The 22,963-nt window shown below is 58.4% G+C and carries 18 protein-coding genes; 6 read left to right on the top strand and 12 right to left on the bottom strand.

Annotated features, from left to right (window positions below):
• Window positions 1-221 precede the first annotated feature (221 nt).
• Window positions 222-1,757 carry a bifunctional GNAT family N-acetyltransferase/carbon-nitrogen hydrolase family protein gene (locus H4684_RS19000; RefSeq protein ID WP_192624944.1) on the bottom strand — a complete coding sequence of 512 codons (1,536 nt, stop codon included), beginning with the start codon at window positions 1,755-1,757 and terminating at the stop codon, window positions 222-224.
• 396 nt (window positions 1,758-2,153) lie between these two features.
• On the opposite strand from H4684_RS19000, the gene H4684_RS18995 reads away from it, so the two are divergent.
• Window positions 2,154-2,999 carry a DUF169 domain-containing protein gene (locus H4684_RS18995; protein WP_192624943.1) on the top strand — a complete coding sequence of 282 codons (846 nt, stop codon included), beginning with the start codon at window positions 2,154-2,156 and terminating at the stop codon, window positions 2,997-2,999.
• Between the two features lie 264 nt (window positions 3,000-3,263).
• On the opposite strand, the gene H4684_RS18990 is transcribed toward H4684_RS18995, so the two are convergent.
• The 7 genes from H4684_RS18990 to H4684_RS18960 all read right to left on the bottom strand — a co-directional run bounded on the left by H4684_RS18990 (window position 3,264) and on the right by H4684_RS18960 (window position 8,813).
• The gene (locus tag H4684_RS18990; protein ID WP_192624942.1) at window positions 3,264-4,955 is read right to left on the bottom strand and encodes an FAD-dependent oxidoreductase; all 1,692 of its coding nucleotides are present in this window, start codon (window positions 4,953-4,955) and stop codon (window positions 3,264-3,266) included.
• Between the two features lie 139 nt (window positions 4,956-5,094).
• A complete protein-coding gene (locus H4684_RS18985; protein WP_192624941.1) occupies window positions 5,095-5,520 on the bottom strand; it encodes a hypothetical protein in 426 nt (141 codons plus the stop codon).
• Window positions 5,513-6,475, bottom strand: a complete 963-nt coding sequence (locus H4684_RS18980) for a 4Fe-4S dicluster domain-containing protein (protein ID WP_192624940.1) — start codon at window positions 6,473-6,475, stop codon at window positions 5,513-5,515. Before H4684_RS18980 ends, H4684_RS18985 begins: the two co-directional genes overlap by 8 nt.
• A 296-nt stretch (window positions 6,476-6,771) precedes the next feature.
• The gene (locus H4684_RS18975; RefSeq protein ID WP_192624939.1) at window positions 6,772-7,287 is read right to left on the bottom strand and encodes a universal stress protein; all 516 of its coding nucleotides are present in this window, start codon (window positions 7,285-7,287) and stop codon (window positions 6,772-6,774) included.
• 4 nt (window positions 7,288-7,291) lie between these two features.
• Window positions 7,292-8,296 (bottom strand): arsenic resistance protein, encoded by a 1,005-nt coding sequence (locus H4684_RS18970; RefSeq protein ID WP_192624938.1) that lies wholly within the window; start codon window positions 8,294-8,296, stop codon window positions 7,292-7,294.
• Window positions 8,297-8,326: 30 nt separating this feature from the next.
• Window positions 8,327-8,548: a hypothetical protein gene (locus H4684_RS18965; RefSeq protein WP_192624937.1), complete on the bottom strand. Its 222-nt coding sequence runs from the start codon at window positions 8,546-8,548 to the stop codon at window positions 8,327-8,329.
• 40 nt (window positions 8,549-8,588) lie between these two features.
• Window positions 8,589-8,813 carry a hypothetical protein gene (locus H4684_RS18960; protein WP_092191528.1) on the bottom strand — a complete coding sequence of 75 codons (225 nt, stop codon included), beginning with the start codon at window positions 8,811-8,813 and terminating at the stop codon, window positions 8,589-8,591.
• A 248-nt stretch (window positions 8,814-9,061) separates the two neighbouring features.
• Between H4684_RS18960 and H4684_RS18955 the strand changes: the two genes are divergently transcribed.
• Window positions 9,062-10,423 (top strand): sigma-54 interaction domain-containing protein, encoded by a 1,362-nt coding sequence (locus tag H4684_RS18955; RefSeq protein ID WP_092191530.1) that lies wholly within the window; start codon window positions 9,062-9,064, stop codon window positions 10,421-10,423.
• 114 nt (window positions 10,424-10,537) lie between these two features.
• On the opposite strand, the gene metC is transcribed toward H4684_RS18955, so the two are convergent.
• A complete protein-coding gene (gene metC / locus H4684_RS18950) occupies window positions 10,538-11,710 on the bottom strand; it encodes a cystathionine beta-lyase (protein WP_192624936.1) in 1,173 nt (390 codons plus the stop codon).
• Here metC and H4684_RS18945 point away from each other — a divergent pair.
• From H4684_RS18945 to glgP, 4 genes are all read left to right on the top strand, one after another.
• The gene (locus tag H4684_RS18945) at window positions 11,709-11,951 is read left to right on the top strand and encodes a hypothetical protein (protein WP_192624935.1); all 243 of its coding nucleotides are present in this window, start codon (window positions 11,709-11,711) and stop codon (window positions 11,949-11,951) included. The two genes, metC and H4684_RS18945, sit on opposite strands and share 2 nt — an antisense overlap.
• A 673-nt stretch (window positions 11,952-12,624) precedes the next feature.
• Entirely contained in the window at window positions 12,625-13,467 is an 843-nt protein-coding gene (locus H4684_RS18940; protein WP_192624934.1) for a type II TA system antitoxin MqsA family protein, read from the top strand.
• Window positions 13,468-14,112: 645 nt separating this feature from the next.
• A complete protein-coding gene (locus H4684_RS18935; RefSeq protein WP_318779661.1) occupies window positions 14,113-15,069 on the top strand; it encodes a 1-phosphofructokinase family hexose kinase in 957 nt (318 codons plus the stop codon).
• A 125-nt stretch (window positions 15,070-15,194) separates the two neighbouring features.
• On the top strand, window positions 15,195-16,904 hold the full coding sequence (glgP, locus tag H4684_RS18930; RefSeq protein WP_192624933.1) for an alpha-glucan family phosphorylase: 1,710 nt from the start codon (window positions 15,195-15,197) through the stop codon (window positions 16,902-16,904).
• Window positions 16,905-17,081: 177 nt separating this feature from the next.
• On the opposite strand, the gene H4684_RS18925 is transcribed toward glgP, so the two are convergent.
• Genes H4684_RS18925 through H4684_RS18915 form a run of 3 tightly spaced genes read right to left on the bottom strand, consistent with a single transcriptional unit; the run spans window position 17,082 to window position 22,207 of the window.
• On the bottom strand, window positions 17,082-19,466 hold the full coding sequence (locus tag H4684_RS18925; RefSeq protein WP_192624932.1) for an FAD-dependent oxidoreductase: 2,385 nt from the start codon (window positions 19,464-19,466) through the stop codon (window positions 17,082-17,084).
• 12 nt (window positions 19,467-19,478) lie between these two features.
• Window positions 19,479-21,113, bottom strand: a complete 1,635-nt coding sequence (locus H4684_RS18920; protein ID WP_192624931.1) for a glutamate synthase-related protein — start codon at window positions 21,111-21,113, stop codon at window positions 19,479-19,481.
• Window positions 21,077-22,207: a class II glutamine amidotransferase domain-containing protein gene (locus tag H4684_RS18915; protein ID WP_092191545.1), complete on the bottom strand. Its 1,131-nt coding sequence runs from the start codon at window positions 22,205-22,207 to the stop codon at window positions 21,077-21,079. Before H4684_RS18915 ends, H4684_RS18920 begins: the two co-directional genes overlap by 37 nt.
• Window positions 22,208-22,963 lie beyond the last annotated feature (756 nt).

Raw genomic sequence — 22,963 nt, 5'->3', positions numbered from 1 at the left:
GACGAGCTCTGGATGGGCCCATTCTCGGTCGCCATATGCTTGAGCATACCCGTTATGCTGTGGAAGAATTTGCAGAACTTGACGCACACAACTAAGTTGTGAACAACGGCCGGGTGTGAAAATGGGGTAATTCAAGATTCAAGATCTTACCCTGTGACCAAATAATTTCAGCATATTGCGATGTTCTTCAGGGCTGACTATTTCCTTGTCGGCGTTATAGCTTACTCTTCGCCTTTCCAGCGAAGTTCATAGAGGTCGGTCCTCCGGCTTGTGACGTTGCGCACGCTGCCCAGGGTGCGCAGTTCCTTGAGGAGGTCGAGATCGACGTCGGTGATCAGCGTGGTCTCGATGCCTGGGGTCACCTCCGAGGCGATGGCGTCATGAGGAAAGGGGAAGTCCGACGGGGTGAAGATGGCGGACTGAGAGTACTGAATGCCCATGGTTTCCACCTTGGGGATGTTGCCCACGCTCCCTGAGATGGCAACGAAGCATTCGTTCTCGATGGCCCGGGCCTGCGCGCAGAGGCGAACGCGCAGATATCCGTTCTTGGTGTCTGTCCAGAACGGGACCAGCAGCATCTTCATCCCCTTCAGGGTCTGCAACCGGGCCAGTTCTGGAAATTCCACGTCATAGCAGATGAGTATGCCGATCTTGCCCACGTCGGTTTCAAAGACCTTAAGGTCGTGTCCGCCCGTGAAGCCCCAGTGTGCATCCTCATCCGGGGTGATATGAAGTTTGGCCTGGCTGTCCCAAGTGCCGTCGCGCCTGCACAGAAAGCTGACATTGTGCAGGGTGCCATCCTCTTGGAGCTGAGGCACGCTTCCGGCGACGATGTTGATGTTGTAACTCAGAGCCATCTCAGTCATGGCCTGACGCATGGGCTCGGTGTATTCCGAGAGTCGGCGCATGGCATCGGTGGGGCGCAGGTCATCAAACATGCGGATAAGCGGTGCATTGAGCAGCTCGGGAAAGAGGATGATGTCCGCCTTGTAGTCGCTGACCGTGTTCACGAAGAACTCCACCTGCTGCATAAAGTCGTCAAAGGATTCGAAGCGACGCATCTCCCACTGGACCACTCCGAGACGGGCGATGGATTTGGTGCGCCCCACCAGTCGCGTCTTTTTCCGATAATAGATGTTGATCCATTCCAGGAGCACTGCATTGCCTCGGGATTCGTGGTCGCCCGGCCAGTAGTCGTCGAGGAGATTGCGGACATGGAAATCGTTGGACATCTGAAAGGTGAGCACCGGGTCGTACAATTCACGGTTTTTGACTTTGAGGATGTACTCCTGGGGCGTCATATCCTTTGATACCTTGTGATAGCCGGGAATGCGCCCGCCCAGCAGGATGCCCTTGAGATTGAGATTCTCGGCGATCTCCTTGCGCGCGTCGTAAAGGCGCCGTCCCAGTCGCATGCCCCGGTATTCCGGATCCACGAAGACCTCGATGCCATAGAGGTAGTCCCCCTCCGGGTCGTGGGATTTGAAGGTGCCTTTGCCGACAATCTGGTCATAGGTGTGCTGGTCGCCGAACAGGCTGAAATCGATGATGACGGACAGGGCGATGGCCACGATCACTCCATTGTCCTCGATGCAAACCTGTCCTTCGGGAAAGATGCTGGTCAGCAAGGCAATCTGCTTTTGCGTCCACGGGGTGTCGAGGCTTTTGTAGACCCGTTTGTGGAGATCTCGCAAAGCATCGTAGTCGTCTATTGAAAGATGTCGTGTCTGTAATTTATGTTCGATTTCTTGTATCATCCATGTCATCCTTGCACTTTGGTTGTGCGTGAAAAAAAATGAATCGTATGTGTGTTATGTGGTGAATAAATTCATGTTCAGGAAGTTTGTATAATAAACTGGGGGAATTGCAAGGGCAACATGTCACGCAATTGCGGAATTCGGGGCGAGGTTTTGATTATATTTCCATAAAAAAAGACTGCTAGCTACTCATAGCCAACCTCGGGCGCCGAGTTGGTATCCGAAAATATTGAAGTCGCCACAACAATAGTGAGTAAAATTCTTCGGAAAATAGGATGATTTAAGATTCAGGATCTGCCCCTGGATTCTCTATTTATTCCGTCTATTTTAGCTGTTATCATGGCATGGAGCAACTCTACCGTCTTACAGCAGATTTCTGACGACCAGGAGGACGACATGGCAATGGAATTCATTCTCGGTGGCACCGCAACCTTCATGGAGCATCTCGGACTCCGCGAGGAGCTCTTCGGCGTCTACTATTCGGACACGAAGCCGGACAACGCATACGGTCCGAAGCCGGGCACTCCCATCTCGCGTGAATTGGAGGATCGAAGAGAGCTCAATATGCTGGCGGTCATGAAGACCTTTTCCTGTGTCATGGGCAATATCTGGCTGGCCCGAAAAAAGAAGGGGGCGGCGTTCATTTCCGCCGAGGAATACGGCTGTCCGGGCGGCGTGTACTATTGTTCGATGATGAAGCCGCATCTGCGCTTCATCGAACATTACGTGTCAACGGGCTTTGCGGGCACGCCCATGCACGGCGAGCGGTACATGCCGGGGCCCGACGCCATGCGGGCCTTCATGGAGAAGGTGAATCCGCGCAAGGCTCCTGCCAAATACTGCATTTTCAAGCCCCTGTCGCAGTTTACGGACGGCGACGAGCCCGAGTTCGTCATCTTTTTCGCCCGGCCCGAAGTGCTGACAGGGCTTTTCGTCCAGGCGGTGTTTACCACGGGCGACATGGACTGCGTGGCATCGCCCTTTGGCGCAGGCTGCACCAACATAATCGGCTGGCCGCTGTACTACCAGACGCAGGGTGTGGAAAAGGCCGTGCTCGGCGGGATGGATCCGTCTGCGAGAAAATTCATGAAAACCGACGAACTGACGTTCACGGTCCCCTTGAGTCTGTACGAAAAAATGCTGGTCGCCCTGCCGGAGTCCATGTTTGCGCACGAAACGGACTGGACGGGCGTGCGCAAGAAGGTTGAGCGCAGCGCCAGAGCTTGGGGAGAAGTGGAGTAGCGGGACAGGGGGATTCTTCCGATTCCAGGGCAACCCTTACGCCGCGACAACAGCCTGCAAATTTGGATTTTTTCGACAGTCAGCTGATGTCCTGCCGCGTGAAAATTGCGTGGACGCGGCAAAAGCCCCTTGAATCAACAGACAAAAGCCCCCGGACAGCCAATCTGTCCGGGGGCTTTCGTTTTCTTTAACAGGCCGCCCCAAAAGGGCGATCTGCTGCGTCTGCGAATTTTCAATTTTTCAATCAGTTAAAGGGCGGAGAAACTATTGTTCGTTGGTGTAGGGCCAGGCCATGAGGCCGCCTTCCATGACCCGTACGTCGGTGTAGCCAGCGCTTTCGAGAATGCGTTGGGCTTCGTAGCCGCGCATGGAGACTTTGCAGAAAGAGAGGATGGTCGCGTTTTTGTCCTGGGGCAATTCACTCACGCGTCCGCGCAACTGGCCGAGCGGGATGAGCGTTTCGCCCCGGCCGAGCTGATTTTCCTTGAATTCATCGTGGCCGCGCACGTCCAGGATGTAGAGCGGACCGCCCGCATCGAACAGGGCCTTGGCCTCGACGCTGGAGATGCCGGTCATGAGTCCGCGCATCTTGTTCTGCAGGATGTGCGCGGTGGCGATGGCATGGTCGATGGCCTGGGAGTAGGGCGGCGCGTAGGGCAGGTCGGCCATGGCCATCTCGTCCACGGTCCAGCCCGCGGCCACGGCCACGGCCATTTCCGAGGCCTGACGGTTCACGTCGCCGGGACCCACGCAGGCGAATCCGAGGATGCGGCCCGTGGCGCGATCCGCGACCATCTTGGAGACCAGGGGTTTGGCGCCCATGAAGCCGGGCTTGTCGGGGCTGGCGTTGATGGCCGTGACCACGTCGAAGCCCGCCTCCCTGGCGCGGCGTTCGGAGAGACCTGTGGACGCGGCGGTGAAGTCGAAGACCTTGCAGATGCCGCTGCCGATGGTCCCGGGGAAGCGCACCGAATCGCCGAGCACCGCGTTCTCTCCGGCCACGCGGCCTTCCAGATTGGCCAGGTCGCCGTAGGGCGCAAGCATCTTCTTGCCGGTGAGACGGTTGGTGATCTCGACGCAGTCACCGGCGGCGTAGATGTTTGGGTCCGAGGTGGCCATGAAGTCGTTGACTGCGATGCCGCCGAATGCACCGATTTCAAGGCCCGCGGCCTTGGCCAGGGCCGTGTTGGGAGCCACGCCGATGGCCATGACCACCAGGTCGCAGGGCAGCACCCGTCCATCTGCCAGCCGAGCGGAGCCGATCTGTCCGTTTTCGCCTTCAAGGGCCGACAGGCCGACGCCGGTAATGATCTTTGCACCCTTGGCGCGGGCATGATTCTCCACCAGCAGCGCCAATTCCGTATCCAGAAAGCCGAGAATTTGCGGCAGGGCCTCGACCACGGTGACATCGACACCCGCATGGCACAGGGCCTCGCAGGCCTCCATGCCGATGAGTCCGCCGCCGATGACCACGGCCTTCTTGCCGCTGGAATGCTCGGCCCAGCTGCGCATGGCGTCGGCGTCGGCCATGGAGTGCAGGGTAGTCACGCCCTTGAGGTCGCGTCCGGGGATGGGAGGCATCTTGGGCACGGAGCCGGTGCACAGGATGAGCTTGTCATAGGCCAGGAGGCCATTGTTTCCGGCGGCATTGATCCAGCTCACGACCTTGCTCTCACGATCGATGCTCACGGCCTCGGTCTCGACCATGGCGGTGATGCCCTTGGCGCCGGCAAAGAAGGCCGGGTCGCGAACTACGCCGGAGGGGGTGCACAGCAGCTTTTCGCGCTCCTTGAACATTCCCGACACGTAGTAGGGATATCCGCAGGATGCCATGGACAGCTCCGGGGCCTTCTGCAGGAGGATGACCTCCGCGTTCTGATCAAGACGGCTGGCCCGGGCCGCTGCCTTTGGTCCGGCGGCGGTTCCTCCGATCACGACAATGCGTTTGGCAATCATATTCGTCTCCTTTTGGTCAAATTGGTTGAATTTTGAAACAAGAGCCCCCGCCACGCCCCCGATCGCCCGGTGCGCGTCATGTTGGCAGGAATGAATCCGCCGAAAAAACTTAAAGTGATATGTTAGGTTTTTGCCTGGATCACCTTTTCAGGGATGCGGGCCGGGCTCTTGAACGGATCAGGCTCGCCGCTCCAAGAAGCATGACAAATCCGAGATGGCTCCAGTCCACCCACATGACCAGCGTGGGAGAGAAATAGCTCTCCGGCTGGTTCTTCATGACTCGGATGATGCCGGTCACGACGATGCCTGCCCAGCAGAGGCCAACGATGACACCCATTGCCGTCCAGGACTTGCGGGTCAGGATGCGGGGCAGCCGCCAGCCAAGAATGGCCAGCAGCACGATGGCCAGGATATAATGCAGCACGTGGTTGAAATAGTAGTCCGCCGTCCATGCGAAGCCCGGTACGTCCGCCAGATAATAGCGGGCGAAGATGGGCATCTGGGCGAAGCCCGTGAACAGCAGCGCGACCACGGTCAGGCGAAAGAGCAGGGTGAGCTTATTCATTGTCGTCCTCCGAGGTGGCCCCGCGCACCAGATGCAGCACGCCGGCCATGACTCCGACGAGGGGCGCCGCATAGACGGCGCGCGCCAGCAGCTCCTCTTTTTCGAACGGGTTGCCGGCCGAAGCCAGATGCGGCTTGCCCGGACCCTTTTCAATGGCCTGATCCAGAACGTCGAAGGGCACGGGGGAGACGTAAAAGGTGTTGGTGCCGCCGTTTTCCGTGTCGCCGTAGATGAAGCCGCCGGTGCGCCGGGCCAGTTCACGGGCCTGAGCCAGGATTTCGTCCCGCGGGCCGATGGTCTGGACCCCTTCGGGGCAGGCTTCGATGCAGGCCGGGGTTTCACCCAGGGCCACCCGGTCCCGGCAGCGGTCGCACTTGTACATGACGCCGTTGCCCGCGAAGCTCGGCGCGAGCTTGAGGTAAAGGCCCACGCCGGTCTGGCGCTCGGGGATGTGCCAGGGGCAGACATCCTTGCACTTGGAGCCGCCCAGACAAATTTCGTCGTTGATGCTGACTATGCCCCGGCTGTCCTTGGAAGCGGAACCCCACGGGCAGAGGTTGGCGCAGGGCGGATTCTGGCAGTGCAGGCAGCGTCTTGGGATGTTGAGCTCAAAGGGCCTGCCGTTGTATTCACCCGTGGCCGTCTGGATGTAGAGCCAGTTGTAGGGAGTCAGGCGGTCGTCCACATCCTGGCGATCCGACCAGTCCGCGGCCTTGACCTTGGATGGATACATCTTGGGGAAGGGTTTTTTCGGCTGCGGGAACTTGTGTCCGTTGGTCTCGCGGCAGGCTTCCACGCACGCGCCGCAGGCGATGCATTTGGACAGGTCCAGCAGCGTGGCCAGTTCGACCTCTTCGGCCCGGGCGCCTTGGGCGCGCGCCTTCGCCGGGCCCAGGGCGGCCCCTGCTGCAACGGCGAGGCCGGAGGCGAGGAAGGATCTGCGGTTGACTTTCATGCGTTTCTCCAAAGTATTCGTAGTCTGATGTTCAAAGGAATGGATCGCCGCCTGCGCGGAGATGACAGTGTACAAGGGCGTCGACCGCGCTCACTGCGGTGCCGCGTCTTGTGTCTGTAAAAACGGTATCCGCCATTGCGGCAATCCGGAAATATCCAGAATCCAGCCGTCCCTCCCCGACGTCATCCCCGCGCAGGCGGGGATCCTGCCTGCCGAAATCTTCACAATTCGAAGGCGAGTCAGGGACGTCATCCCCGCGCAGGCGGGGATCCTGCCTTTTCCCGTACGCTGTCGACTCATCCTGTCGCTTTCTCCACGGGGAGGCGCACAGTCAGTACCGGCACCGGACTGAGCCTTACGACCTTGTTTGCCACGGATCCAAGCAGCATGTCCATGAATGTTCCGCGACCATGAGCTCCCATGACCACCAGATCATAGTTTCCGGTTTGTATTTCGGCCAGGATGCGTTTGGCCGGGTCTCCGGTCTGGATTTTGAGTTCGGCCCCGGACACCGGGCAGCGGGGATTGTCCGTGGCGCATTCGGAGGCCATCTCGCGCACCCTTTCGCGCGCTTTTTCCTTGGCCCTGGTTGTGGCCGTGGCATTGATCGTTTCCCACTCGGCGCGGCTGAAATGGCTTTCAATGTCAAAACCCGCGTCCCCGCTCATGAGCTCGACCAGATCCGGAACGACATGCAGGATTGTCATGGCCGCTCCATGGCAGTTGGCGAGGGAAACGGCGTGCCGCAGGGCCATGCGCGCGCTTTCGGAGAGGTCCGTTGCATAGAGAATGCGTTTATATTCGGGCAGCATGGTGTCAGCTCCTGCTTGCGGTTTGGGGAGTAAAAATGCCTTTTGGCTGTGCCGGTCCGAAGAGGCGATCGGTCAGCTTCACGTACCAGGCGGCGCTCTGTACCTGGATGATGTAGGCCATGGCCACGACCAGGGCCGCGTCGGAACCCTGGGATCCGAAGGCGTTGATGGCTACTGCCAGCGCGATGGAAAGGTTGCGCATGACGGTGCCGTAAACCATGGCGATGGCGTCGCCTCGTGGCAGGATGATTCGTCCCAGGACGGTGCTCAGGGCGAAATTCACTCCATAGATGATCGCCAGGGGCGCGAGGATCTGCAGCAGCATGGCGGGCGCGCCCATGATGGTCCTGGCCTTGAGCGCCAGGGCGATGAACACGATGCCGAGCACGCCGAGGGTGGACAGGGCGGGAAAGCGCGGTCCCAGACGTTCGGCGAATGTTTTCTGGCCATAAACGCGGATCAGCAGTCGCTGCGTGGCGTAGCCAAGAGCCATGGGCAGGAAGACGATGAGTGCGATCTGGGAAAAGACGGCGCTGACATCCATCTCGATGCTCGCCCCGAGCAGGGAGCGCACGTAGAACGGCGTGGCCAGGGAACCCAGCGTGAGCCCGATGACCGTCATCTTCACGGCGGCGGCGACATTGCCTCCCGCGAAGCCGGTCCAGGAGATGGTCATGCCGCTGGTCGGCACCAGACCGGCGAGCACGATGCCGAGCATCATGTACGGCTGGTCGCGGAAGAAGATCCAGGCCACTCCAAAGGCCATGAAGGGAACGATGGCGAAATTGACGATCTGGGTGACGATCTGTGCCTTCAGATCACCGCCGGAAAAGACCTGATTGATCTTCAGCGTGACCATCATCGGGTAGACCATCAGAAAGGTGAAGGGCACGATGAGATTCTTGAGCCATGCCGCGTCACCCAGGAGCCCACTCACGAATCCCAGGATCATGACTGTGGGGATGGCCAAGACCAGATTTTTAGATATCGTCTGCAGTATCTTCCACATCACCTTTCTTCCTTGTTCATTTTTGTGTTGCTATTCTTCACACGTGGCGCTGGTTTCAATTTCCCGGCAGTCCGGATTGCTCATGCACGGAGCTTCCTTTTCCTTCATGACCTTTACCCTGTTCGCTCCGCGCTCCACGATGAACTTGCGTCTGCATTTGCGGCATGCGTGGAATTGCGGGGCATAGTCGTCTCCCTGATTTACGGTCATGCTTTCCTGACAATACGGGCAATTGACTGTTACTGTAGACATGGCTTGCTCCTTGCGATTTGGGTTGAGAAGTCTGCCTGGTTCAGATTTTTCTGACCTGAAACAGATAATCGTCTCCTTCCTTCAATTCATGAGGTGGGACCAGCTGAAAACTGCACTCCGGGTGCACTCTGCGCAGATCGGGCAGAAAAGCCCTGTCATTGGCCAGGATCAGCATGGACTCACCGGCTTCAAGCCTTTTGATCAGTGCGCACGCTGTCAGCATCCCGAAAAAATCCATTGTGTTCCGCATGTCTAACTTGGTCATGGCAGTCATCCTCATGCGCCGGGCCGCGCCGACATTTCTCCCATAGCCAGCGGCGTGCCAGAATTTCCTTTTGGTGATCCCGAGATTTTAATTATGCTTATCATGCCGAAATAATTATTTTAAATGTGCGTGTAGGCGATTCAAAATGCTTGATTGGCGCTTCGCTGTTGCGTTTTGCATGTTCATTAACTAAACACCTTAACAGGTTGTTTGTTCACAAATAAAACAGGTGGCATGGAGCGAAGGGGATGGACGAGGATCTGAATCAATACTGGAAGACCGTGGTCAACACCATTCAGGACGGGATCATGATCGTCACGCCGGACGGCAAGATCGTGTCCGTCAACGAGGGGCTGGTGAGCATGACGGGGTATGCCCGCGATGAGCTTATCGGGGCTTCGTGCACGATCCTCGGCTGCTCGTCCTGCGAGCTGGCACGCGGGATTCCGGAGTGTCACTGGTGCGTGATGTTCAAGAAGGGAGAGCTGCGCAAGCAGCAGTGCGCCCTGATGCGCAAGGACGGTTCCCGCGTGCCCGTGGTCAAGAATGCCTCGGTGCTCAAGGACAGGGACGGCGAGATAATCGGGGCGGTGGAGACCATGACGGACATCTCCGACCTTGTGGACAAGGAGCAGCAGCTTGAGACCTTCCGGCGCGAGATCTCACGCGAAGACTCCTTTCACGGCATCGTGGGCCGGGCCGCGAACATGCAGCAGGTCTTCGACTTTATCGACGGCGTGGCGCAGATCGACTCTCCGGTCATCATTTATGGCGAGAGCGGCACCGGCAAGGAGCTGGTGGCCAAGGCCATCCATGAAGCCGGACCACGCCGGGACAAGCCTTTCATCAAGGTCAATTGCGCGGCGCTCAACGAGTCGCTTCTGGAAAGCGAGCTCTTCGGGCATGTCAAGGGCGCCTACACCGGGGCGCACAAGGACCGCATGGGGCGCTTCGAGAGCGCGGGCGACGGCGACATCTTTCTGGACGAGATCGGCGATCTGCCCGCCAGTACCCAGGTCAAGCTCCTGCGCGTGCTTGAAGAGAAGGTCATCGAGCGCGTGGGCGACCACAAGTCCATCCCGGTTCAGGCCCGGATTCTGACCGCCACCAACCGCGACCTGCCGGACCTCATTGCCAGGAACCTGTTCCGCCAGGACCTGTACTATCGCATCAACGTCATCCCCATCCGCATCCCACCGCTGCGCGAGCGCCGCGAGGACATTCCGCTGCTGGCCTCCTCGTTTTTCCTGCGCATGCAGCTCAAGTCCGGCAAGAAGGTGCAGGGCATCTCGCGCGAGGCCATGGATCTGCTCCTGCGCCACCCGTGGCCGGGCAACGTGCGCGAGCTCAGGAGCGCCTTCGAATACGCTTTCGTGGCCTGCAAGACGGACATGATCGAACCCCGTGACCTGCCGACGGAGCTCATGAGCGAGGCAGTCGTGTGCGCCCCTGCCGATGTCGGGGCCAGAAGCCTGGATGAAATCAAGAGGGAGCGCCTGGTGCAGGCCCTGCGCGAGGCAAACGGAAACCAGTCCGAAGCGGCGCGGATTCTGGGAATCTCCCGCACCAGCGTCTGGAGCCAGATGAAACGCTACAAGGTGGGGCTTTAAGGAGGTTTGAAAACGGCCGGACGAAGGCTCCCTTTGCCGGGTCTGACGGAAGCGCCCGGATATGCGGAGCCCATGGCGTCACGTCATGGCCAGTCGCCGGGTCTGACGGGCGCATCATTCAAGTGGTGTCTGTTTTTCAAGCAGCGACAGCCCGTGCCGCAGATCTACCATCAGATCCTCCGGATCTTCGAGTCCGATATGCAGGCGGATGATCGTTTGCCCATGATGGCGGCCGCCCAGATTTCTTGCGGGCACTCCGGCCGTGATCAGGCTCTTGTATCCTCCCCAACTGAATCCCATCCCAAAAAGACCAAGAGAGTCCAGAAACGCGCCCAGAGCTTCCGGGGCATATTCGTGACGCAAGGTAATGCCGAAAAGGCCGGACGCGCCGCTGAAGTCGCGCTTCCAGAGATGGTGTTCAGGGTGCGAGGGCAGGGGCGGATAGAGCACGTCGCCGACCAGCGGATGGTCTTGCAGGCACTGCGCCACCTTAAGGGCCGAGGCGAAGTGCTCCCTCATGCGGACATGCAGGGTCTTTAGGCCGCGCAGGGTCAGCATGCAGTCGTCGGGCGAACCGTAGATTTCCCGGCAGGCGTAAGCCTTGTCCAGGGTTTGGGCGTGTTCGGCGGTGGTCGAGACCGAGCCCATCAGGACGTCCGAGTGGCCGGAAAGATATTTGGTGACCGAATGGATGGAGATGTCCACGCCAAGGGCGAACGGATCGAGGAACAGGGGAGTGGCCCAGGTGTTGTCGAGGACGGTCAGGATGCCGCGTTCGCGGGCGATGCCGGTGATGGCTGGTATGTCCTGGATTTCGAACGTGTTCGAGCCCGGCGATTCCAGGAAAATGAGCCGGGTGTTCGGACGCAGGTAGCCTGCGATGTCCGCTCCCGCATTGCCCGGCACGGTATCGGTCTGAACGCCGAATTTGCCCAGGACCTCACGGCAGAAGCGTAAGGTCGGTCCATAGACATTGTCGCAGACGAGCAGATGGTCCCCACCCTGCACAAAAGCCAGCAGGGTTTCGCTTATGGCGCTGATGCCCGAGGGAAAGACGCGGGTCAGGGCCGCGCCCTCAAGTTCGCCGATGGCCTTTTCGAGAATGCGCTGCTGCGGCAGCCTGTCGGTGCCATAGGTGACCCCGCCATATTCTCCAAGGCCGGCACTGCGCAGATCCGCATACGAGTCGAAATACACGGTCGAGCCGCGATGAAGTTCCGGATTGACGGTTCTGGTCGGCGGAAGCCCCAGATCCGGCGTCTGCATGATACGGGTGCGTGCTTTCATGAAATCCCTCCTGCTCCTGGTGCTGATGCCTTGGCGAAAATCATTGGTCAACAATGTTTTGGATGGGGCGGCCGAAGGGCTCGTGCTCAAGGTCTTGGTGCCGGTTGGCGGCGATGAACTCCTGCTTGCGTCCCTGAAAAAAGGGAGAGCGGGGCGCTACTGCTTTGGTAGTATGTCGGCATTTGCGATGCTGGGATGCTTCCGTATTTCAGAGAACCAAGGTCTCTGGCGCTTGCCGTGATTGTGATCACACGTGTACGCGATGGAAATTTGCTGTAGGCAAGTCGTCTGCAACCTTCCGAGATACGAAAAGAATGAAAAAGAGCTTGTCCAGAATCTGATCGAATATTTCGAGGGACGTGCGCGGCAGATCGAAAGCAGTTTTGAATTCCGACTGGTCCAAGATTAACGGCAGGCTCGGCTTCATGGATGACATCTTTGGCGTGTGAGCGTTTATCAACTTGACAGCGGTATCAATTGATACCATTATCCACCCGAGGTTCGTGGTTTTGCTCCTCGGATTTTTTGGGGGAGTTTTGGACCGACCGAGTCACAAGGAACTGAGTACCAAATTGCACGCGGCTCTGAGCGCTGTTCGCGAAAATCGCATTAAACTTGTTGAACCCCGAATCATTACCGCTCATGCGCTGCAACTCGGCTATTCAATCGGACATGAATTGCGGCAAGTTTTATTGGATCTCCTGGATAACACAAGGCCGGAACACTACGCAGGTCAGCATCCTCCGCAAAAGTCTTACCAAGAATGCATACTAAATCATGATTTGTGGGCTTTTTCGTTGAACTGTCCGAAATTTGAGCGCTGTGTTTACTACAAATTTTCACTCCGGAATAATTTTTTTTATCTGGTTTCGCTGCATGTCTCAAACAGTGCCGCGAATTAAATGGAGAAGTCCATGAAAAATCAGGATATGGCAACGACGTGCCCCAACTGTCAGGGTTTTGTAAGACAAATCGAGATTGAAGAGCATGTTTTGTTTAAAGGCGTTGAGGTTACATACACTGCAACGTTGCAACAGTGCTCCGAATGCGGGCTTGAGTTGGCTGACATCGAAGAAGCGGCGGTCATGCAGGAGCGGCTTGCCGATGCATACCGGAAAATCGTTGGTTTGCTCGGAAGCGAAGATATTCGCCGACTGCGTCAGGAAAAGGGCTTGTCGCAACAGGCACTGGCGGATGCCCTGGAGGTCGGAGTCGCCAGTATCAAGCGTTGGGAAACCGGCGTTGTTCAGAGCAAGTCGATGGACACCCTGCTGCGATCGTTTCTGCTGGACAATTCATGCAGTGAGCACACTGGCAACCGTGAATTTTCCATCCCGCGAATTCGTTTGGTTCTTGAAACCTTTGCGGATCTCCTGAAGCGTCCTTTGTTGAAAAAGGATGACCGCATGCTCTATGCGGCTAAATACCTCTGGTACGCCGACATGGCCGCATTCAGGGATCTGGGCCGCGGGATGACTGGGGCTACGTACGCCGCTTTACCGATGGGCCCTCAACTGAACAATTATCGGGATCTGGTTGATGAGATACTCAAGGCCGACATGACCAGCGCTTCACCACTCAGCAAAGCGGAAACGGCCCTTATCGCAGCCGTGGCCCGGACTTTTCCGACCAACAAGGGCGTCTACGATGCCTCGCACCGCGAAGCAATCTGGCTGCGTTGCGCCACCGGGGCGCTCATTCCATATTCCCATGCCGTTGACTTGACCGAAATGCCCACATGCAAGGATCTTTCTTAACAATTGAATGCGATCGAATGCGCAAAAGTGACGCAAATGGTTTGCTGAAGCTTGCTGTGACAGTGTCCATGCGTGCAATATTCAATAAATGATGCGGGAACATTTTTTTTGATTGCTATTCTTTATAGTTTCCGTTTATTTTTTACATCCAGATTTTTTCACCATTCTTGTTTCAGGCTTTTTTCGCTGGCTGCTGCGGCGATAGTGACCTTCCGGTATATCATCTCAAGTTGACGTTGTAGTAGCGCGCACCTTCTCGAATCTAGCTATTAATTTCTCATCCTCGATCAACCTATGCATCGCTTTGAAATCACATGAGAAAGCGCAACGCCAAGTGGCGCTGGCTCGTTTCATGCGCCGTTATGCTGGGTATCATCCTGAATGTTCATGAGAAAAAGCTGAAAGGTTACCCACCGCGCTGGAGCAAGCAAAAGCGGTGGCCGTGTGCCAAAAATCGCCGCAGCTCCTTTTGCGAGCCTATCTGCTTTTCGGGACCATGATTCTATGCTACTGGATGAGATACGACTGGTTCGGCTTCAGATAAATTTGTTGAAAAATCGAAGCTTATCTCGTCGATCATCGTGTTGACGATATGAGATTCCGCAAGAGTGGTTTCAAACTTACGGAAAGTTCGGCATCGGGTTGGTGATCAGGGAGTTTATAATCATGAAAACCATTGTATCCATTGCTTTAAATCCAACGATCGACAAGAGCTCAAGTGTTGATCACGTCGTTGCAGAGCGAAAACTCTACTGCAAGCCGCCACGTTTCGAGCCAGGAGGCGGAGGGGTTAATGTCTGTCGGGCCATCAAAAAACTGGGAGGAAAATCCCAGCTCCTTTATCCCGCAGGGGGAATGACAGGCAAGAGGCTTCAGGAACTTCTGGACGAAGACGGGCTGAACCATCGGTCATTTCCCATCGCGGGAATGATCCGCGAGAGTCTGGTCATTTTGGATGAATCGACCGGCCAGCAGTACCGCTTTGGAATGCCGGGACCAAAACTGAAGGAAAACGAATGGGAGTCATTTCTTCAGGAACTTGCTGCCATCGACCCCGCACCCAATTATGTTGTGGCAAGCGGAAGCCTTCCGCAGGGCGTGCCTACTGACTTTTATGCACAGGTCGCGCGTATCGGAAAGAAAAGGGGGGCAAAAACCATTGTGGACGTTTCGGGTAAAGCCTTGAAGGAAGCGCTGGATGAAGGGGTGTTTTTGATCAAACCCAATGTCCGCGAATTCAGGGAACTGGTCGGCGAAGAGATCAAAGAGGAATCGCAGATCAAGGCCGAGGCCCAGAAAATGGTCAAGAGCGGCCGGTGCGAGGTGCTCATTATTTCTCTCGGTGCGGCAGGCGCCCTGGTGGTTTCGGAGGAATTTACCGAACACATCCTGCCGCCTACCGTGCCCATTGTCAGCAAGGTCGGGGCCGGAGACAGCATGGTTGCCGGTGTCACCTTGAGCCTTGCCCGAGGAAACCCGCTCAGGGAATCCGTCCTTTTCGGAGTGGCGACCGGTTCGGCAGCCGTCATGACCCCGGGATCGGAGCTATGTAGGCGGGAGGATGCCGAGAGGTTATATGAAAGCATGGTTTCAGGATCTTGAAGAACACATGCACAGCGCGGGGTGACGGCCATGAGAGTTTCACTCCTTAAAATCAAGAGCGTACGCACCCGGCCTCATGAATCCTGGAGAAACTCCCGGAACCTTGCCAGCATCAGGAGAAAGACATGAATCAGGACATCAAAGATCGCTCAGTGGCTTATTTTTCCATGGAAATTGGCATTGACGAAAAAATATGTACGTATAGCGGTGGCCTGGGGGTACTGGCCGGAGACACGATCCGTTCGGCAGCGGACCTCAAGGTGCCGATGGTTGCGGTCACGCTTCTCTATCGCAAGGGCTATTTCAGGCAGCGACTGGAAGCCGACGGGTGGCAGCGGGAGGAACCCACCTCCTGGGCTTTTGATGAGTTGCTGGAAGAGGAGTCCGCTCGCGCCCAGGTCACCGTGGAAGGGCGGACCGTGCACCTTCGGGCCTGGCGCTACGATGCCCAGTGCTTGAGCGGCTACGTGGTTCCCATCTATTTTCTGGATGCGGACCTTGCCGAAAATTCGGAGTGGGACAGGGGGCTGACCCACTCTTTGTACGGCGGGGATGATCATTACCGGATCTCACAGGAAGTGATTCTGGGTATCGGAGGCGTCAGGATGCTCCGGGCTCTGGGTTATCAGGAAATCAGCACATTCCACCTCAACGAAGGCCATGCCGCCCTTTTGACTCTGGCGCTGCTTGACGAGGCGGCGAAACAGGCCGGAAGGAAATCGATCATGGCGCAGGACCTGGATACGGTCCGCGACCATTGCGTTTTTACCACCCACACCCCTGTTCCGGCCGGTCATGACAAGTTTCCGCTGGAGCTGGCACGCAAGGTCATCGGCGAGCGGGATGATTTCTTCGACCTGGAAGGCGTTCTCCATGAAGGGACCACCCTGAACATGACCTATCTGGGCCTCAACCTCAGCCGTTATGTCAACGGTGTGGCCCGAAAACATGGCGAGATCTCAAGGCTCATGTTTGCAGGCTATACCATTGACGCCATCACCAACGGGGTCCATGCCGCCGCCTGGGTCGCCGCACCGTTTCGAGAACTTTTCGACCGTATGATTCCTTCATGGAGGCAGGACAATTTCAGCCTGCGCTACGCCTTGAGCGTTCCCAGGAATGAACTGTGGGACGCCCACATGCAGTGCAAGAAGCAGCTTATGGGCCTTGTCAACGACGAAACCGGTGTGGGCATGGATGAAAACATACTGACCATCGGCTTTGCCCGACGCGCCGCCACGTACAAGCGGGCGGATCTCCTGTTCAGAGACATGGAGAGGCTCAAGAGAATCTCCAATGAGGTCGGCAAAATCCAGATCGTCTATAGCGGCAAGGCCCATCCCCGTGACCATAACGGAAAGGAACTCATTAAAAGAATATTCTCGGCCAAAAATGACCTGAAGCATGACATTAAAGTTGTTTATCTGGAGAACTACAACATGACGCTGGGTGCGATCATGACCGCCGGGGTGGATATCTGGCTCAACACACCCGAGCCGCCCATGGAGGCTTCCGGAACCAGCGGGATGAAGGCGTCCCTGAACGGTGTCCCAAACCTGAGCGTGCTGGATGGCTGGTGGATCGAGGGGCACATTGAGGGTTTGACGGGCTGGTCCATAGGGGAGCCGGTTCACGGAAAGGGAGAGGAGCGGGATCACTCCCTGGACGCCCCGTCTCTATACGACAAGCTGGAGCATACCGTTATCCCCCTTTTCTACAGCGATCGGGGCCGATTCATGGACATGATGGCCTACTCCATTGCCATCAACGGATCATTTTTTAACACCCAGAGGATGGTGCAGGAGTATGTGCTCAATGCATATTACAATCGCTGAGAAAACGCATCTATCCTGATTGTCAAAGCAAAGAGAAGAACCGGCACGAGCCGAGCCTTCTATGTTTGCAGATTTGTGTACGGAAAAACGTCCAGGTATCTTCCCTTCAATCCTTCCCGCACATGAAACAAGGGGGAAATCGTCTTCCCCCTTGTTTTCTCTGATTCTTAAATCCGCCTATTCCAGCGGCGTATTCGGAATGAGCGTCCAGATGCCGCAGGGGCAGGCTCCGGCGCAGAAGCCGCAGCCGATGCATTTCTCGCTGTCGCAGACCATGGCGAATTCGTTGTCCGGCAAGGCTTCGCGGCTGATGGCTCCGCGCGGGCAGATGGCCTCGCAGATGCCGCAATCACGACACACGCCGCAGGACGAGCACTCCTCGGCGCACTGGTCCAGGCTGTCGAATGCGCCCAGGCGCGGGTCGAAGTAGGCCAGGTTCATGCGTGAGTAGTCTATGGTTTCGGACATGTGGTTGCCCGGATCCATGTATTCAAGCCGTGTTTTGAGTCCCTCGTGCATGTCCTCGGTGACCGAGAGGGGGCGGCGGCCGCTGATGATGTCGTCGATGGCCTGGGCCGCACGTCGTCCGTCGCCGATGGCCTGGGTCAGGAGGCCAAGTTTGACCAGATCGCCGATGGCGAAGACCTTCGGGTCCGTGGTCTGGTTGACGTCGTTGACGGTGATGAAGCCGCGCTCACGAGCGATGTTCTCGGGAAAGGCCTCCAGATCCGGGGTGTCGCCGATGGAGATGATGACCGTGTCGGCCGGGATGACCCGTCCGTCGGTCAGGAGCACGCCCTCGGCCGTGATTTCCTTGGTGAAACAGGGCCACAGGAACTGGGCTCCGGCTTTCTCGGCTTCCTCGCGCTCCTTGCCGAAGCTCATGGGCTTCTGCACGTCGATGAGCGTCATGCTCTTCGCGCCCAGGCGGGCCGCTTCGGTGGCCACGTCGCAGCCGACATTGCCCGCGCCAATGATGACCACGCGCTCTCCGACATCGGCGTCGCCGTGCTTGCAGGCTTTCAGGAAGTCCGTGGCCGTGATGAGCCGCTCGTTGCCGGGCACGGGCAGGGTGCGCGGACGCTGAGCTCCGGTGGCCAGGACGATGAAGTCGTAGTCGCTTCTTATGGCCTCGAAATCGTCGCGGTTGAGTTTCTTCTCAAGGCGCACATGGGGGATGATCTCGCGCGCCCGATCCAGCTCCGCAGCCAGCACCTCGGGCGGGATGCGGTTGGCAGGTATGGAGGCCTGCAGCTTGCCGCCGAGCTTCTCGTCCATGTCGAACACGGAAGCCTTGTGGCCCTTGAGGCGCAGCTGCCAGGCCACGGAGATGCCGGCCGGGCCGCCGCCGATGACTGCTACCTTCTTGTCCGAGGACAGGGGCAGCATGGGCGGATGGGCGTTGATGCCTTCCTTGCCGAGCATCTTGGCGTCCACGGGCTTCAGGCTGCCCAGGCCGCGCGTGCAGCCCTCCATGCACAGGTTGGGGCACAGATAGCCGCAGACCGTGGCCGGGAAAGGCGTGTATTCAAGGGACAGATCCACGGCCTCGGCCAGGCGGCCTTCGCGCACCAGCTGCCAGCGTTTCTGGACCGGAATCCCCGACGGGCAGCTGGCCTGACAGGGGGGCATGTACTTGCAGTTTTCCCAGACCGGGGCGAAGCGGCGCAATTCACCGCTGGTGATGAGTCCGATGGGCGAACGGTCCAGGGAGGTCAGATCACCCACCAGGCCCCCGCGCCCAAGCTCCATGTCCCAGACCTGAGAACGGAAGTCGGACATGTTCTTGCGTTTCTTGGTGACCTTCTCATAGGGCGACTTGGCCGTGGCCAGATGCCACTGGTCGCGGGTGGCCAGAATGTCGAAGAGCTCGGCCTTGTCGATTTTCTTAAGGTATTGCTTTAGATTTTCCTGAAGCCAGGCCCAGTCGTCGTCGCCGACAGGCACGTGCTTGGCGTCGGCGTTGCTTATGACCTGTTCCTGGCCACGGTAGAAAATGCGCCCGCCGACCATGCCCACGCAGGGGCGGTAGCCCAGGACGTTGGCCTGATCGTGGGCGTTGACACCGCAGACCACAGCCGTGCCGCCGGCCATGAACTCGGCGAAATAGTCGCCCGTGTCACCCAGAACCCAGAGCTCCGGGGGCGCGAAGCGCGGGTTCTGCTTGGTCATGGTCATGCAGCGCGAGCCGACGTTGCCGCCGACATAGACTTTGCCCTGAGCCATGGCGTTGCAGATGCCGTTGCCCGCGTTGCCGTGGACGATGATTTCCGCTCCGGCGTTGAGCCAGCCGATGTCGTCGGAGCCGGGCCCCATGACTTCAATGGTCGTGCCGGGGAAGCCCAGGGAACCAAGGCGCTGTCCGGACGCGCCGGTGACCTTGATGCTGACGGACTCCTCCTTGGATACCCATAACCGCCCGCCGATACCGTGCTGGCCGCAGGCGTCGATGGTCAGCTCCCTGGCTCCGGCCTTGACCGCGTCCTGGATGCGTTCCTCCAGGATGCGCGATTCCAGGCGCACGCCGTTTTCCTTTCCGTCAATATGAATGGTGCTTTGCATATCTCTCCCTCATCAGACCACGTATTTGATGGCCAGTCTGTCCGCCGCGTCCTTGTCGGCGATCCCCAGCGCATCGGACATGCCGATGGGCAGAGACGTGGACCTGCCCAGGGGGGCGAAGATCTTCTTCATTTCCATGTCGAAGCTGACGTAGAGCTCGACCAGCCTCTCGGCCACCTTCTCCGGATCGAGCCTGCGGTACACGCGCGGATCCTGGGAAGTGATGCCCTTGGGGCAGACGCCGATGTTGCACACGTTGCAGCGATCGGACTCCGAGCCCACGCATCCGGCGGCGGCCTGCATGGCATACTTGCCGATCTGCACGGCCGAGGCGCCGAGCATGATCAGCGAGGCCGCGTTGGCCGCCAGATTGCCGTTCTTGCCGATGCCGCCACCGGCGATGAGCGGAACCTCGTTCTGTTTGCCCAGCTTGCACAGGGTCAGGTAGGCGTCGCGGATGTTGGAGGCGATGGGGCTGCCCATGTGGTTCATGGACACGTTGTAGGCCGCGCCCGTGCCGCCGTCCTCGCCGTCAACGGCCAATCCGGCCGCGTAGGGGTTGCGGCAGAGGTTGTTCAGGACCGCGTTGGTCGTGGTCGTGGCCGAGATCTTGGGATAGACCGGCACCCGGAATCCCCAAGCCATGGACATGGACTGAATCATCTTGGCCACGGATTCCTCGATGGAATACTGGGTCTGATGCGTCGGGGGGCTGGGCAGGCTGACGCCGGTGGGCACGCCGCGGATGGCCGCGATGAGCTTGTTGACCTTGTGCCACATCAAAAGGCCGCCGTCGCCGGGCTTGGCGCCCTGGCCGTACTTGATCTCGATGGCGCAGGGATCTTCCTTCATCTGCGGGATGGCGTGGATGATCTCGTCCCAGCCGAAGTAGCCCGATGCGATCTGCAGAATGACATATTTGAGAAAACGCGATCTGAGCAGGCGCGGCGGACAGCCGCCCTCGCCGGTGCACATGCGTACGGGCATGCCCAGCTCCTCGTTCAGGTAGGCGACGCCCATCTGCAGGCCTTCCCACATGTTGGGCGAGAGCGCGCCGAACGACATGCTGCCGATCATGAGCGGATAGATCTCGCGCACGGGCGGCGCCCAGCCGTGTTCCTTGATGGTGGCAAGGCCCTCCATGGGGCTCTGGATGCGGCCGATCAGGGTGCGTAGATCGAATTCATGGCGGCCCGAATCAAGGGCCGGGTCGGTCAGCATGGAGATGCGGATGAACTTGATCTGGTCCAGCAGCGAATTGTTGTCGTTGCGTCGTCCGCCACGGGTGCGGGGCTGACCGCCGAGATTCACGTGGTAGCGCAGCTTGTCCTTTTCATCGGAGTGCATGGGCAGGATGGCGTCGTTGGGACAGACCATGCTGCACGTTCCGCAGCCCACGCAGGCCTGGTGCGGGGCCGTGCGCTGGCGGATGCCGTAATAGATGGTGTGCTCGTTCTCGGGCTTGTTCTTGAACCCGGCCGGAACCTTGATGCTGCGCTTGCGGAAGGTGCCGAGCTCCAGGGACTGCATGGGGCACACCGCGCAGCACTGACCGCACAGGGTGCAGCGGTCCTTGTTCCACTCGATCTGCCAGGGCAGATCCTTGATGCTCAGTTGGGAAGGGCTAATGGCTGTGTTTGCCGACATACTTTGATCTCCTGGCGGTCCGGGCCGACAATGGCCGAATCAAGATGCATGGGTTGAAAATCCTGGGACTTGTCACGATCGGGAATGGCCAGGTCCAGGCCGCAGATCTCCGAAGAGAACGCGTAGATGCCGGGACGGCCTCCGACCACGCCGGGGCGCAGCTTCTTGCTGTCCTGGACCATGAACATGGATTTGTCCGGAAGGCAGCCGATGACGCAGTTGGGGCCGTCGATGATGAGGCGGCGGCAGATCTGCTTCAGCTTGGACAGGAATTCCCTGTCCGGATGGGCGCTCATCTCGTGGTCCTTGAGGGGCGTGATGATGTGCTTGTAGGCTTCAAAGGGCAGGCCCAGCTTCTTGATCGTGTAGTGCAGGATGTGGGTGAATACTTCCGAATCGGAGTTGTAGCCTTCATAGCCGGGAATGCCCTGGGCTGCGAGGTAGTCGCGGATGGGGATGAAGGCCGTGTTCTCGCCGTTGGTCATGGTGCTGATCCCTTCGACGAAGAAGGGGTGGCAGGCGTAGAGATTGATGGCGTAGTTGGTGTTCTGGCGACCCTGGGCCAGGACGAGGCGGCTCATTATCTCGGGCCGGTCCAGTCCCAGATATTCGCCGACCTGCAACGGATCGCCGATCTCCTTGATCATGACCGTGTCCGGCCAGAAGGAGAAGACGGTGATGCTCTCGTCGGCCAGACCCATGTGCTTGAGTTCAAGGCGGGTCTTCAGGTAGCCAAGGCCTTTTTCATCTTCGCTCAGATCGTTCCAGGCGGCGGGGATGTCATAGGTCCGCACGATGTAGCGGTCACGCCGGGGCGTCCAAGTGGGCATGGGACCCCTCGGCGTGATGGCGAGGTCGTGCTTCAGGGTGAACCCCTTGGCGCTCATGAAGGCGTCCAGACGTTCGACACCGGCGTCGGTGAAGATTCCCGACAGGATGGGGCTGCCCTTCATGGACTCGAACGGGCCGCCCAGATCCGACAAATAAAGGCCGACTCCTGATCCGTCGTGTCCCTCGCGCATGACATCCAAGGCACGGATGGCATCCATGGGGGAGACGGGTTCGCTGCTGGTCAGCGCAAACAATCGACACATAGCGCGCTACTCCCTTTGCTGTTCAAAACCTGGCTCCTGGAAATGTGACATAATTGTCATATTTTTTCGGTGCAAACAGGTGATTAATGACAAATTTGTATAAAAAAACGGCCCCGACTCGTGAAAAGTCAAGGACGCTGACATGAGCAAGGAAAGGGCCAAAATCGATTATCGGGACAAGGCAGAAAAACTGTCGTTTGGGAATATTTCCCGCTCATACAGGACACTATTCCCAAACGGTCGGGAATTCAACCCTGCCGACTGCCTGTCGTCGCGTGGGATCCGGCGTGGAATACTGGCAGACACGCATCATCCTGGGCATGCGTCATCCCCGTGAAGGCGGGGATCCATCTTCGATGTCGGCCAGGAGGCGGAACACGCTCTTGTCATTCCCGCGCAGCCGGGGATCCATCTTACGGAGGTCGTGATAGTCGATTGCCGTCTCACCGAGCGTCATCCCCGCGAAGGCGGGGATCCATCTGCGATGTCGGCCAGGAGGCGGAACACGCTCTTGTCATTCCCGCGCAGCCGGGGATCCATCTTACGGAGGTCGTGATAGTCGATTGCCGTCTCACCGAGCGTCATCCCCGTGAAGGCGGGGATCCATCCCCCGAGCTTCAAGGTTCGTCTGTTCAAGGCATGGATTCCCGCCTGCGCGGGAATGAGTGCGCCCGCGAAGGCGCTTTGTCAGGGTGGTGTAAGTCCACCTCGGGGTAAGCCACACCCCTGAAGTCGAAGGTAACTGCGTCACTGCGA

It is taken from the genome of Desulfomicrobium macestii (genome assembly GCF_014873765.1).
Lineage (GTDB): Bacteria > Desulfobacterota > Desulfovibrionia > Desulfovibrionales > Desulfomicrobiaceae > Desulfomicrobium > Desulfomicrobium macestii.
This window is presented reverse-complemented; position numbering and strand designations above follow the sequence as displayed.

Excerpts from the sequence above, each read along its gene's own strand:
- H4684_RS19000 (WP_192624944.1), bottom strand. The coding sequence starts at position 1,757 with ATGATACAAGAAATCGAACATAAATTACAGACACGACATCTTTCAATA.
- H4684_RS18995 (WP_192624943.1), top strand. The coding sequence starts at position 2,154 with ATGGCAATGGAATTCATTCTCGGTGGCACCGCAACCTTCATGGAGCAT.
- H4684_RS18990 (WP_192624942.1), bottom strand. The coding sequence starts at position 4,955 with ATGATTGCCAAACGCATTGTCGTGATCGGAGGAACCGCCGCCGGACCA.
- H4684_RS18985 (WP_192624941.1), bottom strand. The coding sequence starts at position 5,520 with ATGAATAAGCTCACCCTGCTCTTTCGCCTGACCGTGGTCGCGCTGCTG.
- H4684_RS18980 (WP_192624940.1), bottom strand. The coding sequence starts at position 6,475 with ATGAAAGTCAACCGCAGATCCTTCCTCGCCTCCGGCCTCGCCGTTGCA.
- H4684_RS18975 (WP_192624939.1), bottom strand. The coding sequence starts at position 7,287 with ATGCTGCCCGAATATAAACGCATTCTCTATGCAACGGACCTCTCCGAA.
- H4684_RS18970 (WP_192624938.1), bottom strand. The coding sequence starts at position 8,296 with ATGTGGAAGATACTGCAGACGATATCTAAAAATCTGGTCTTGGCCATC.
- H4684_RS18965 (WP_192624937.1), bottom strand. The coding sequence starts at position 8,548 with ATGTCTACAGTAACAGTCAATTGCCCGTATTGTCAGGAAAGCATGACC.
- H4684_RS18960 (WP_092191528.1), bottom strand. The coding sequence starts at position 8,813 with ATGACCAAGTTAGACATGCGGAACACAATGGATTTTTTCGGGATGCTG.
- H4684_RS18955 (WP_092191530.1), top strand. The coding sequence starts at position 9,062 with ATGGACGAGGATCTGAATCAATACTGGAAGACCGTGGTCAACACCATT.
- H4684_RS18945 (WP_192624935.1), top strand. The coding sequence starts at position 11,709 with ATGAAATCCCTCCTGCTCCTGGTGCTGATGCCTTGGCGAAAATCATTG.
- metC (WP_192624936.1), bottom strand. The coding sequence starts at position 11,710 with ATGAAAGCACGCACCCGTATCATGCAGACGCCGGATCTGGGGCTTCCG.
- H4684_RS18940 (WP_192624934.1), top strand. The coding sequence starts at position 12,625 with ATGAAAAATCAGGATATGGCAACGACGTGCCCCAACTGTCAGGGTTTT.
- glgP (WP_192624933.1), top strand. The coding sequence starts at position 15,195 with ATGAATCAGGACATCAAAGATCGCTCAGTGGCTTATTTTTCCATGGAA.
- H4684_RS18925 (WP_192624932.1), bottom strand. The coding sequence starts at position 19,466 with ATGCAAAGCACCATTCATATTGACGGAAAGGAAAACGGCGTGCGCCTG.
- H4684_RS18920 (WP_192624931.1), bottom strand. The coding sequence starts at position 21,113 with ATGTCGGCAAACACAGCCATTAGCCCTTCCCAACTGAGCATCAAGGAT.
- H4684_RS18915 (WP_092191545.1), bottom strand. The coding sequence starts at position 22,207 with ATGTGTCGATTGTTTGCGCTGACCAGCAGCGAACCCGTCTCCCCCATG.